Raw genomic sequence first — 13046 nt, forward strand, 5'->3', positions numbered from 1 at the left:
GCCCTACGCTTCTCTCACCTTAAACCACGCGGCATATAACGCTGGCAAGAACAGACAGGTCAACAGGGTGGCCACCACCAACCCGCCCATAATGGTAACGGCCATCGGACCCCAGAACACCTGACGGGTCAAGGGAATCATCGCCAGTATCGCGGCCGCCGCGGTCAGCATGATGGGGCGGAAACGCCGTACCGTGGAACCGACTATCGCCTCCCAACTGCTTTTCCCCTCCGCCTCGTCCTGACGGATCTGATCGACCAGAATCACCGAATTTCGCATGATCATACCGGCTAGCGCGATAAAGCCCAGATTGGCGACGAAGCCAAACGGCACCTGAAAGATCAGCAGCGCTGCGGTCACGCCTATCATCCCTAAGGGCGCGGTGAGCAGCACGATGATGGTGCGACTAATGCTTTGCAACTGCATCATCAGCAAGGTTATCACGCCCACCAGCATCAGCGGCATCACCGCCATGATGGCTTTTTCACCCTTGGCGGACTCCTCGACGCTACCGCCCATCTCGATATGAAACCCCGCCGGCAGCTTCTCACGCAGCGCATTGAGTTGCGCGTCCAGCTGACGGGAGACCGTGGCAGGTTGGGTCTTGTCGCTCATGTCCGCTAGCACCGACATGGTCGGCTGCCGGTTGCGACGCCAGACAACGGCCTCTTCGAGCACCGGCACCAGACGCGCCACCTGAGACAGGGGCACATGGCGACCACTGGCGGTCGGAATATCCAGCCCCGCCAGTCGATCGAGCGCGCGCGCATCAGCCTCACCCCGCCACACCACATCGATCAACTGATCGTCTTCGCGGTACTGGGTCAGCGCCACACCGTTGAGCCAGCCTTGCATCGTCTGTGCGATGTCGCGACTCGAAATCCCTAAAACGCGCGCCTTGTCCTGATCGACGATCAGATGCACGCTTTTAACTTTTTCGTTCCAGTCGAAGCTGACATCCTGCAAATGAGAATTAGCGCGCATCATCGTGGAGACCTGTTCGGCAATCAGCCTAACCTGCTCGACGTCCGCACCGCTGACACGGAATTGCACCGGATAACCGACCGGCGGGCCATTCTCCAGCCTGAGCACATGCGGGTGTATATGACCGAAGCCGCCTTCAGCGGAGGTAAAAATCTGCTCCAGACGCAACTTCAAGGTTTCGCGCGCCTTAAAATCTTTAGTCAGAATCACGCACTGACCGTAGTTATCGCTGAACAGTTTCACATCCAGCGACAAGAAGAAGCGCGGCGAACTGTTGCCGACATAACAGGAAAAGCTACTGACAGCCGGGTCGCGCTTGAGCAACCCCTCGATGCGAGCCACTTCGTGGCCGGTGGCTTTGAGCGACGCACCCTGCGGCAGCCAGACATCGACCAGCAATTCCAGACGGCTGGAAGAGGGGAAGAACTGCTTCTGCACGCCCTGACCGAATGCCACAATCGACAACACGAACAGCAGCAGCGTGCCACCGATCACCTTCCAGCGATTTTTCAGACACCACACCAGAAGCGCACGAAAACGCCGATAGAACGGCGTATCGTAGATATCCTCGCCATGCTTTTGCGCATTGGCGATCAGTTTGGCAGGATCGAGCAGCTTGTAGCCCAAGTAGGGCGTGAACACCACCGCCACCAGCCACGACACGATCAACGCGATGGTCACCACGGCGAAAATCGAAAAGGTGTATTCGCTGGCCGCCGACTTGGAAAATCCGACCGGCGTAAAGGCCGCTGCCGTAATCAGCGTGCCGGTCAGCATCGGGAAGGCCGTCGAGGTATAGGCGTAGGTGGCCGCCTGAAACCGGTCCCAGCCCTGCTCCATTTTCACGACCATCATTTCGACCGCGATGATCGCATCGTCGACCAGCAACCCTAATGCAATCACCAGCGCGCCCAGCGAGATGCGCTGTAAATCGATGCCGAAAATCTTCATCATGAAAAAGGTGATCGCCAGCACCAGCGGAATGGACAGTGCCACCACCGTCCCTGTGCGCCAGCCCAGACTCAGGAAAGACACCACCAGCACGATCAAAATCGCCTCGGCCAAGGAATCCTGAAACAAGGACACGGACTCCTTGACGACTTCCGGCTGATCGGCGACGACGTGGACGTCGATACCGACCGGCAGATTCGCTGAAATCGCTTTCATCGCCGCCTTCAGATGCTCGCCCAGACCGATCACATTGCCGCCCTTGTCCATGATCACGCCGATCCCGATGGCAGGCACCCCGTCCACCCGCATGCCGGGGCGTGCAGGTTCGTTCAAGCCTCGCGTAACCTTAACGATATCGCCCAGTCGCAGATGTTTGCCGTTGACCAGCAGATCGGTATTGCGGATGCGCTCGATGCTGTCGAAGCCGCCCGACACGCGCAACCAGATCCGGTCGGTACTGGTATCCAAAAATCCGGCAGGCGCGATGGCATTTTGCTGTTGCAGCGCGGCACCGATCTGCGCTGGGGTGACGCCGAAACTTGCCAGACGTGCGGGGCTTGCATCCAGATAGATTTTTTCATCCTGCACCCCGATCAGTTCGACCCGCTTAACATCGGGCACGCGTTTTAAATCGAGTGCAATCTGATCCGCCTGACGGCGCAAGTCGGCCAGATCAAAGCCGTCTCCGGTCAGCGCAAAAATATTGATCATCACATCGCCGAATTCCTCATTGGGAAACGGGCCCTGCACGCCGGCGGGCAGCGTGTGACGAATATCGTCGAGTTTCTTGCGCACCTGACGCCAGGCTTCAGGCACTTCCTGCTTAGGCGTGTAATCCTTGAGCATCACAAACACCATCGATTCGCCGGGTTTGGAGGCCGAGCGCAACACATCGACCCAGGCGGTTTCCTGCAACTTTTTCTCGATCCGCTCGGTCAGTTCGTGCTCAACCTGCTGAGTATCCGCACCCGGCCATTGCGTGCGTACCGCCATGACCTTAAAGGTAAAATCGGGATCTTCGGCGCGACCTAAATTGAAATAAGAGATCACCCCGGCCGCGGTCAGCACGATGATCAGATACAGCACCATTTGCTGGTGCGTCAGCGCCCAAGCGGAAAGATTCGGCCCTTTCATGGGACTGAGACCTGCGCGATCAGCTGAATTTTTTCGCCGGCTGACAACCGGTGCACGCCGGCCGTCACGATGCGTTCCCCAGCCGCCAACCCGCTGGCAATCACGGCGCCGCTGTCGCGGTAGGCAGAAATCTCGACCGGCCTTAAACTCACCGTGTGATCGGCAGAGACGATCCAGACCGCAGGATGCCCCCCTTGCTGATAAACCGCCGAAACAGGAATCAGCAATTCGGCAGCGCCCGTTTTAGCCGCCTCGAAACGCACCCGTGCGGTCATCCCCAGCGCGATGTGATTTGCGGCAGAGACGATGGAGACGCGTGCCGCATAGGTTCGACTGACAGGGTCAGCGGACGGCGACAGTTCACGCAAGCGCCCGCTCATATGCGCCCCCGCCCCCGTCAGCAACACGATATCGGCCTTGTCGCCCACGTGACGCGCTGCGTAATCCGCTTCAGGAATTTCGATGGAAACTTCGGTTTCACCCGATTGCGCCAGACGCAACACAGGCTGACCTGCACTGACCACCTGCCCCGCTTCAGCTAAGGTTGCCGCCACCACGCCGTCATGCGCGGCACGCAGCACGGTGTAATCGGACTGATTATGCGTCAACCCCGCTTGCGCACTCGCCGCTTGCAAGGCCGCCTCCTTCGCATCCAGCACCGACTGACTGACAAAACCTTTACGGTGCAACTCGCGATAGCGCAGCGCCTCGCTCTCCGTCAGCGTGTATTGCGCACGCGCAGCCCCCGCTTGAAATTCGGCATCCAATGGATCCAGTCTTGCCAGCACCTGACCTGATTTAACCCGCATGCCCGCCTCAACCGGACGCGCGATGAGTTTGCCGCCGGTGCGAAAACTCACCGTCAGTTCATTGCGTGCGCGAATCTCGCCGCTGTAAAAAACACCCCCCTCTTCTGCCTGCACGCCGACAATCTGCGTGAGCGCTGGCCGCACCGGATTGACGGGGGCTACGGTTTCTTTTTTGCCACAGGCGCTAAGACTGGCAGCGATCGCAATGAACAGGAAGGTCAATTTCATGGTGTATAAGGAATTGCTTAAAAGGTTGGGCACTGTAGTTTTCAAACAGCTGTTTGTCAAACATTGTCGCGGCTTATAAAAAATTTTAAAGCGGGGGCCGCTTCATTTAAAATGTGCCGATTCCCGCTTGCGCGTGATAGCCTCTACACACTAAACCCAACTCAAACCGACTATGACCTACGCTATCGAACCCGGCTACACTCACGGCACACCCGAAAAAACCGGCATTTTGCTGGTCAACTTAGGCACCCCCGATGCCCCCACCGCACAGGCAGTGCGCCCCTATCTCAAACAGTTTCTGGGCGATCCGCGCGTTGTGGAAATCCCCAAAGTCCTCTGGTGGCTGATTCTCAATGGCATCATTTTGAACGTGCGACCGAAAAAATCCGCCGCGAAATATGCCAGCGTCTGGCTCGCTGAAGGCTCCCCTTTGCGCGTCTACACGGAAAAGCAGGCGATCATGTTGCAAGGCTATCTGGCTGAGCGCACCCGCGCGCCCTTCGCCGTTGAATTCGCGATGACTTACGGAAATCCGTCGATACCCGATGCCCTGCGCCGCCTGAAAGCACAAAACTGCCAGCGCATCCTTGTCGTGCCGCTGTTTCCGCAATATGCGGCCAGCTCGACCGCACCCGTATTCGATCAGGTTTTTGCCGAACTGCAAAAAATGCGCAATATGCCGGCCATCCGTACCGTCAAGCATTTCCACGATGACGCAGGCTATATCAAATCACTGGCAGCCAACATCAACGAGTACTGGGCAAAGCACGGTCGTCCGGAAAAACTGGTGATGAGTTTTCACGGCGTGCCGCAATACACGCTGGACAAGGGCGACCCCTACCACTGCGAATGCCACAAGTCCGGACGCTTGCTCGCCGAAGCGCTCGGATTGACGCGTGAGCAGTACGTGGTCAGCTTCCAGTCGCGTTTCGGGCGCGCCGAATGGATTAAACCCTACACGACCGCCACCTTACTGGAACTGGGCCGGCAGAAAACGCGTCGCGTAGATATTGTCTGTCCGGGGTTTGTCGGCGACTGTCTGGAAACGCTGGAAGAAATCGCCATGGAAGGGCGCGAGGATTTTCAACATGCTGGCGGCGGCGAATATCATTACATTCCCTGCCTCAACGACCGGGACGACTGGATGCAGGCATTGACCGATCTCGTGATAGACAATCTGCAGGGCTGGCTGAATCTGCCCGATGCCGCCGATCGCGAAAAGGGGCGCTTACTGGCACTGGCGATGGGCGCAAAATAATACTTCCTAGTTTTAAGCAAAGCCCCCGAAATTATTCTATTCGGGGGCTTTTAATATCTGCCACACTCAATAGTGACTGCCACTATTTATCCTTCATTTTCCATACGCCGTTCCAATTATTGCCTGGTGGGTTTTTGGACAGAATTTCACATCGTGAAGCCATGACCAGTCCTATCCCAAGGCCGTATTCGCCGTGAATTTTTTTAAAAAGCTCCCTTGCAGCCCCCCATTCCTTATTGCGGTATTTGGCGTATGCCTCGGAATATGCCTGAATGGAATTTTTCTTGATTTCAAATCTGGGATCATTATCGAGGAGAAGCTCAAAAATAGTGATAGGTTCCCTAAAACCCTTTAGGATCACGTGATCAATGAAACGGTAGGAGAAGCGAGTATCAATTTTTATATACTCTTCAGAATAAGAAAGAAATTGGCCGGAAATAAGTACCCGCGCATCGTAAAATTTGGAAAGGCTCTCGATTCTGGCGCCCTCATGAACGCACCGGCCAATCGGGTGGTACCGTTTGTCCAGAGAAAAATAAACGAAGGAAATATCTCCAATGGCTAGGCTGAAACCAATATCGATGAGTGGCTTTAATATGCCTACACCATTCGCTTCGTTGTAAATACGCATCCGATTCGTTAAACGGTGAATGTTTTCCAAAATGAACTTAGTATTGTCTTCTGGGAAAATGCTCAGTACACCGTCACCGTAAATCTCGAAGAAGGTATTTTCATGCTCTAAATAAAATTCTTTATAAATTGCTTCATGAACATCCATGATGAAATTCTTGTAAGTAAAAGACCCTGTCTCGCCTAGTTGATCATCACGATATATATTTTGCTCGAAATTTAAAAGTATATCCGTGGAATCACGAAGGTCGCAGAACATGAGAATTCGCTTGGATTTTTCCGTTGGATATTTATCTTGCATAGAAACGTTTTCAGTTTATTTTTAAGGGTTCGATGGAAAATACCACGATTTACTGACTGAATTGTGATTTAACAACCGATTGAGTAAAAAATTGGCCCATTACGAATATCGGATGAATCTATCGTTGCTACGGCGTGATTTTTTATTCCCCCCGCGGGTTCGCCACTTATCCTTGCGGGTGATGCACTCAATTTAATAGGATCTGCCATCAATTTCAGTTGATCTGCGAGCAAGATGAGTTCATCCGCGAACCTACTCAGATGCTCGTGACACGGCACCCATTACCCGAGCTAGTCTGCCGCACCTATTAACTTGTTCGCAGATCCTGTTAACTTGCCTGCAGATCAACTTAACTTGCTCCCGGATGATGCTTAATTGAATACAGATCCTGAAAATTTGCCTGCGGCTTGCGCCCAATCGACTGACGCGTACGCCAAATTCCCTGCCTGCCATCATTTTGTCGTCGCCACGTCTGCAGCAAGATCCGGCTGATAAATATCGCGCTGAGTAACCGTTGAGGGATTTTTGCGCATGCATACAGATAAAAACACTATGCCAAAAGGCCTAGGTGAATGCGGATTTATTTGCTTTTTTCGTTGATGAAACAACTCGCCATTCGACTAAGCCAGCGAGCTGGTAAGTCGCGGATTTCCCCGCCTCAAGCTACTTCATTCGAAGACAGACTGCGGCGGAAATTCAATGAAATGAAGGCACAAAATACTCGCAATAGCGCTGCGAGAAGCATTCTCATGGATGAAAAGCCGTTGAGGATTAACGCTATTCGCTGCGCACCAGCAAGACGGGGACGGAGGCGCCCCGCACGACGCCTTCGGCAACGCTGCCAAACAGCAGATGGTTGAAACCGGAACGTCCGTGCGTGCCGATCACGATCAGATCGGCTGACCAACTATTGGCCTCCGCGTCGAGCACCTGCGCAATGCGCTCGCCGTTGGCGTCCAGCAGTGAGGTCTCGGCCGTGATGTCGGCCTGCTGCGCGATTTCGCGGGCTTTTTGCAGTGCGCGTTCGCCGATTTTACGGGTCAGATCGCGCAGTTCCGCGTAATCGACATAGCCTTCGGTATCGAGAAACTGCAAATCATCCACCACATGCACCAGCCGTAACAGGGCCGGTTGCGCATCGATCAACTTGATCGCCTCCTGCAATGCACGGTCGGAAGTGCTGCTGCCGTCGATCGGAACCAGAATACGTTTATACATGACGATCTCCTCGTGTTAACAAAGCGGTTTCACCGCGCAGTATAAACCCGGCAAAATTACCCTGCGCCATACAGTTTAAAATTATTTCTGCCCGCCTCTTTAGCCTGATACATGGCCTGATCGGCACACTGCGACAATTTTTCACTGTCGATCGCATGGTCCGGGTAAATAGCCGCACCGATACTGAAGCTCACGACACGCGATTCTTCACCCATCTGGTGCGGCATCGACATTTCGAGCGCAATTTTCTGAGCGACCCCTTCGATGTCCAGAGGCGAATGGATCTCCTCGAGCAGGATCATGAATTCATCGCCGCCCTGCCGGCAAACCGTGTCCGACTGACGCACACAACGGGAAAGCCTTTCCGCAACCGATTGCAAAAGCTGATCCCCTGCCAAATGCCCCAGCGTATCGTTGATGGCTTTAAATTTATCCAGATCGAGAAACATCAAGCCGACCTTGCGGTGACTGCGATCAGCAACCTGCAAAGCATGCTGAAGTCGGTCGGCAAACAAGGCACGGTTGGGTAACTTCGTCAGCACATCGTAATGCGCGAGCATCTCGATTCTATGTTCATCCTCTTTGCGCTGCGTGATATCAGAGAACAGCGAAATATAATTAATCACTTTCCCGTTGTGGTTTTTAACCGCACCGATGGACAGCCACTGCGGATACACCTCACCGTTTTTGCGGCGATTCCAGATTTCACCCGACCACTTGCCAGCGGCCTCGATCGTCGACCACATGGCCTGATAGTATTCAGCGGTCTGCTTACCTGAACTCAAAATTTTAGGATCGCACCCGATCACTTCCTCACTGCGGTACTGGGTAATCAGCTCGAACGCAGGATTCACCGTCAGAATACGCTTATCCGCATCGGTGATGATGATCGCTTCGCTGCTATTTTCAAACATCTTGGCAAACAGTTCCAGCCGCTCGTTGGCCTGCTCGAGCGTACCCAGCAAGGAATTAAAAGAGCGGGCCATATCGCCGATATCCGGATTGCGCTCATCGACATCCGCCCGCTTGGACAGATCGTTGTTGTGCTGTATTTCCGCCATGGTCAGCTTCAATTTTTTGACAGGATCCGCAATATTCCGCTCGATCAGATTGCGCACAAACAGCCAGATCAGCCAGGAAAGAAACAGCTGAATCAGCAAGTGACCGATCCACAAGCTGCGCTTAATGTCGGCCAGATTAGCCATGTCCTGACTCAAATCAATATTGACGCTGGCCAGTCCGTTGACACTGCCCTCGGCCGCATTGTGACAGGACATGCAGTTCGTGCCGCGAAAATCCTTTTGTGCGATGAAGGGCACGACAACCCGCAGCATCGGCGGTTTTCCCGGTTCGTCTATACGCCGGAACGCCGATTTTCCGGTGGCCAGTGCGGTGCGGTCCATATCGTCCTGCGCGCGCTCCTCAGGCAGCCCCGGCCCAAACTGAGACACCACAGAATCGCCCCGAACGATGCGCAACTCGCGCACTCCCTCGGAGCGTCGCGTCTTTTCCAGCAGCAACTGTCGATTGAGCGGGTTCGATATCGCGCCGGTCAGCATCAGCAAGTTCATGCCGTTGATCAAGCCGTCTGCCGTTTCATCCGCACGCTGCTCGGCATGGCTGATGATCTGCGTCTCGAAACGCTCGATCACCCAGTTCATCGAGATAAGGAACAAGATGATCAGCGATCCCTGTATCAGGATGTGCAGTTTTTTCTGCACCCCTAATTCCCGCCAGCTCAATTTTAAATTCATCTAAAATAACCTCAAAAAAGCCGGCGATGGAAAGCAATCACAGTTTGATGAAATGCTCGCGATAGTGTTTGAGCTCTTCGATCGACTCGTAAATGTCGGCGAGCGCCTCGTGTTTGCCGTGTTTTTTGACGCCTTTTGCCATATCGGGCTTCCAGCGACGGGCCAATTCCTTGAGCGTACTGACATCTAAATTGCGGTAATGGAAGTACTCCTCGAATTCCGGCATCCAGCGCGCCATAAAACGCCTGTCCTGACAAATCGAGTTGCCGCACATAGGGGAGGTGCGGATAGGCACATATTCCTTGAGGAATGCGACCATTTGCGCAGACACGGCCGCTTCATTCAGGGTCGATGCTTTGACCCGTTCGATCAGGCCTGATTTGCCGTGCGTGGATTTATTCCATGCGTCCATGCCGTCCATGATGCTGTCGGGCTGATGTACGACCAGCACCGGCGCTTCGGCGATGGTCTCCAGATTACTGTCTGTCACAACGATTGCGACTTCGATGATGCGGTCGGTATCCGGGTTCAAGCCGGTCATTTCCATGTCTATCCAGACAAGGTGGTTTTGATTTTGTGCCATAATTCGTGCGCTTGTAGAGAACGGTCGGACGCGTATTGTGTCACAACCGCGATTACCCATACCACAAAAACGTATATCCTTTATGTCAGCCACACAATTCAGCTACCTTTTTATCGAAATCCTCGCCCTATCGACCGTCCTGAAGCTATGGCTGGCGCGCCGTCATGTATCCCATATCGCCGCTCACCGCGCCGCCGTACCGGACGCTTTCAGCGGACAAATTGAGCTCTCCGACCACCAGAAGGCCGCCGACTACACGACCGCCAAGACCCGATTCTCGACGCTTGGAATCCAGTTCGACGCCCTGCTGCTGCTCGCCTTCACCATCGGCGGGGGCATCCAGTGGATTGCCGTACAGTGCCAAAGCCTGTTCAGCCAGCCGATAGCGCAGGGTATGGCCATCATCGTCGCGGTCCTGCTGCTCTCGTCCTTGCTCGAGATGCCTTTTAATCTGTATCGCACCTTCCGCATCGAAGCGCGCTTCGGCTTCAACAAGATGACGTTCGGGCTGTACCTGCTCGACACCGCAAAAGGACTGCTGATCGGCGCCATTTTAGGACTGCCGCTTTTGTTCGGCGTGTTATGGCTGATGGAGAAAATGGGCGCCAACTGGTGGCTATATGTCTGGAGCGTCTGGGTAGGCTTTAATCTGCTGATTCTGTTCCTCTACCCGACCTTTATCGCCCCGCTGTTCAACAAGTTCAGCCCCTTGCAGGATGACGCGATGAAAACGCGCATCGAAACCTTGTTGTCCCGTTGCGGCTTTACCAGCAGCGGCCTGTTCGTGATGGACGGCAGCCGTCGCAGCGCGCACGGCAACGCCTACTTCACCGGTTTCGGCAAAACCAAACGCATCGTGTTTTTCGACACCCTGCTCGCGCGTTTGAACGTAAACGAGGTGGAGGCGGTGCTGGCACACGAGCTGGGGCATTTTAAACACCGTCACGTCGTCAAGCGCATCGTCTCGACCTTCCTGATGAGTCTGGGGTTTTTATGGCTGCTGAGCCTGCTGATGAACACCCCCTGGTTTTATCAGGGGCTGGGCGTTGATCCCGCCCTGAGTTCGGGACAGGCGCATACCGCGCTGGCCCTGCTGCTGTTTTTTATGGTGATGCCGGTCTTCGGCTTTTTCATCAGCCCGATCATGTCGGCCTATTCGCGCAAACACGAGTTTGAAGCCGATGCCTATGCGGCTGAAAAAACCCGTGCCGCCGATCTGATCAGCGCCCTAGTCAAGCTGTATCAGGACAATGCGGCCACGCTGACCCCAGACCCTTTGTATTCAAAATTCTACGACTCGCATCCGCCTGCCGCAATCCGCATCGGGCACTTGCAATCACTCTGAAAGGCATTTCATGAAACGGATCACCGCACTGCTACTGCTGCTGACTACAACTGGCCTGCAGGCAGCCCCCTTCCCGGACGGTCAGGCGACGGCCGGCAAGGCTCTGTTCGACAAATACCAGTGCAACAGCTGCCATAAAGACATGCTGGGCGGCGATGGTAACGCGATGTTCACCCGCGCCAACCGCAAGGTACACACCCCCGCTCAGCTGATCGCCCAGATCAAACAATGCAGCGGCAATGTGGGTGCCCATCTCAGCGCGCAGGAGGAGCAGCATCTGGGCGCCTACCTCAACCGCTACTACAACCTCAAATAAATGGAGCAGACACTTAACGGGCGCATCGTCGCCGCCTTCGGCCGCCAGTATCTGGTGAGATTGGCCGACGGCAGTCTGCTGCCCTGCTTAACGCGCGGCAAGAAAAGCGACGTGGTCTGTGGCGACAAGGTTGAAATTAAACGGAGCGGCGACAATCAGGGCGTGATCGAACGCACCGCACCGCGCACCTCCCTGCTGCACCGCTCGGATGCCTATCGCTCAAAACTGATCGCGGCCAACGTGAGCCAAATCATCATCGTGGTCGCCGCCGAACCGTCTTTCAGCGATGAAGTCGTCACCCGCTGCCTGATCGCGGCCTTCGACCAGCATCTCTCGGTGCTGATTGTGCTGAACAAATGCGACTTACCCGTTCCTGCCGCCGCAGCCCGATTGCAACTCGCGCCCTATCGCGCCATCGGCTACCACGTGCTGGAACTCTCAGCCCTTCAGGACGTCGCGACGCTGCGCCCGTTGCTGACTGGCCACACCAGCGTGCTGGTCGGCCAGTCCGGCATGGGGAAATCCACGCTGATCAACGCGCTGCTGCCCGACGCGCAAGCGGCCACCCGCGAAATTTCCACCGTGCTCGATTCGGGAAAACACACCACAACCCACGCCAAACTCTACAAACTCGATGAAGAGAGCAGCCTGATCGACTGCCCCGGCGTACAGGCTTTCGGTTTGCATCATTTGAGTTTAGGCGAGATCGAACAGGGTTTCATCGAGTTCGACAAATACTTAGGCCAGTGCCGCTTCCGCGACTGTCATCATCTGCACGAACCCGGTTGCGCGCTGCTGGAGGCGGTCGCAAAGGGCGACATCAATGCACGCCGACTGGAACTGTTTCAGCAGATCGCCGCCAACAAGGCGTAATACGGCTGCCCGTTGCCTGACAGCTATTTGATCAGTCCCAGCTTCTCCCAGCCTTCATGCCCGAGCTTCTTTAACATCTCGATGTTGGCATCCGGAATACGGTCGGCATCGGGAAAGGCATCCACGGCCCGGTCTACACTGGCTTCACGCAGCAGATGCAAGGTCGGATAAGGCGCGCGGTTGCTGTAATTTTCGATGTCATCAAGCTCGGTGCCGGCAAACTGGTATTGCGGATGCAAACTGGCGACCTGAAACGCGTCGTTAAATTCAGGCTCTGCGGTGGCGATGTCGACCGCGTCCAGAAAATCGTTATAGTCTAAAAAATCGGTCAGCACATACGGGTGTATCAGCAAGGTGGTGTCGATCTCATCCGGATCCGCAGCCTGCAGACGGCGCAACTCGGCGATCAGTTCATCGAACAGGACATCCTCGGTCGTGGCGCTGCTCACCACATAGCGTATCTGTTTCTTAACGTGCACGGCCTTGGCAAACGGGCACAGATTCAAGCCGATGACGGCCTTTTCCAGCCAGTCCTGAGTCGCCGCGATGATGGTGTCGTTAGTCATGTTTATCTTTCTGATCAATATATTGCTTATAAATACGTAAAAGGCGACTCACGCGGAGGCGCGGAGACCGCGGAGAAAAACAAAACCTTACTTAAA

11 protein-coding genes are annotated in these 13046 nt (G+C 54.9%); 4 read left to right on the forward strand and 7 right to left on the reverse strand.

The features are described from left to right. Positions 1 to 3: 3 nt before the first annotated feature. A complete protein-coding gene (locus GALF_RS10765; protein ID WP_013294095.1) occupies positions 4 to 3069 on the reverse strand; it encodes an efflux RND transporter permease subunit in 3066 nt (1021 codons plus the stop codon). Continuing rightward, positions 3066 to 4106 carry an efflux RND transporter periplasmic adaptor subunit gene (locus GALF_RS10770; RefSeq protein ID WP_013294096.1) on the reverse strand — a complete coding sequence of 347 codons (1041 nt, stop codon included), beginning with the start codon at positions 4104 to 4106 and terminating at the stop codon, positions 3066 to 3068. Before GALF_RS10770 ends, GALF_RS10765 begins: the two co-directional genes overlap by 4 nt. A gap of 172 nt (positions 4107 to 4278) precedes the next feature. Here GALF_RS10770 and hemH point away from each other — a divergent pair, with 172 nt between their 5' ends. After that, the gene (gene hemH / locus GALF_RS10775; protein ID WP_013294097.1) at positions 4279 to 5364 is read left to right on the forward strand and encodes a ferrochelatase; all 1086 of its coding nucleotides are present in this window, start codon (positions 4279 to 4281) and stop codon (positions 5362 to 5364) included. An 82-nt stretch (positions 5365 to 5446) separates the two neighbouring features. Here hemH and GALF_RS10780 read toward each other — a convergent pair whose 3' ends face one another. The 4 genes from GALF_RS10780 to orn form a co-directional block, all read right to left on the reverse strand. Beyond that, complete coding sequence (locus GALF_RS10780) at positions 5447 to 6295, reverse strand: adenylate/guanylate cyclase domain-containing protein (protein ID WP_013294098.1); 849 nt, start codon at positions 6293 to 6295, stop codon at positions 5447 to 5449. 777 nt (positions 6296 to 7072) lie between these two features. Further along, a complete protein-coding gene (locus tag GALF_RS10785; protein ID WP_013294099.1) occupies positions 7073 to 7513 on the reverse strand; it encodes a universal stress protein in 441 nt (146 codons plus the stop codon). A gap of 56 nt (positions 7514 to 7569) precedes the next feature. Then, the gene (locus GALF_RS10790) at positions 7570 to 9267 is read right to left on the reverse strand and encodes a diguanylate cyclase domain-containing protein (RefSeq protein ID WP_013294100.1); all 1698 of its coding nucleotides are present in this window, start codon (positions 9265 to 9267) and stop codon (positions 7570 to 7572) included. Positions 9268 to 9304: 37 nt separating this feature from the next. Next, entirely contained in the window at positions 9305 to 9850 is a 546-nt protein-coding gene (gene orn / locus GALF_RS10795; RefSeq protein WP_013294101.1) for an oligoribonuclease, read from the reverse strand. An 82-nt stretch (positions 9851 to 9932) separates the two neighbouring features. Here orn and GALF_RS10800 point away from each other — a divergent pair, with 82 nt between their 5' ends. Genes GALF_RS10800 through rsgA form a run of 3 tightly spaced genes read left to right on the forward strand, consistent with a single transcriptional unit; the run spans position 9933 to position 12384 of the window. Beyond that, positions 9933 to 11195, forward strand: coding sequence for a M48 family metallopeptidase (locus GALF_RS10800; protein WP_013294102.1), 1263 nt, complete (start codon positions 9933 to 9935; stop codon positions 11193 to 11195). Between the two features lie 10 nt (positions 11196 to 11205). Then, on the forward strand, positions 11206 to 11511 hold the full coding sequence (locus tag GALF_RS10805; protein ID WP_013294103.1) for a c-type cytochrome: 306 nt from the start codon (positions 11206 to 11208) through the stop codon (positions 11509 to 11511). Further along, positions 11512 to 12384, forward strand: a complete 873-nt coding sequence (gene rsgA / locus GALF_RS10810; protein ID WP_013294104.1) for a ribosome small subunit-dependent GTPase A — start codon at positions 11512 to 11514, stop codon at positions 12382 to 12384. A gap of 23 nt (positions 12385 to 12407) precedes the next feature. On the opposite strand, the gene GALF_RS10815 is transcribed toward rsgA, so the two are convergent. Then, a complete protein-coding gene (locus GALF_RS10815; RefSeq protein ID WP_013294105.1) occupies positions 12408 to 12950 on the reverse strand; it encodes a DUF1415 domain-containing protein in 543 nt (180 codons plus the stop codon). Positions 12951 to 13046 lie beyond the last annotated feature (96 nt).

The sequence above is a fragment of the Gallionella capsiferriformans ES-2 genome, from assembly GCF_000145255.1.
GTDB classification, from domain to species: Bacteria; Pseudomonadota; Gammaproteobacteria; order Burkholderiales; family Gallionellaceae; genus Gallionella; species Gallionella capsiferriformans.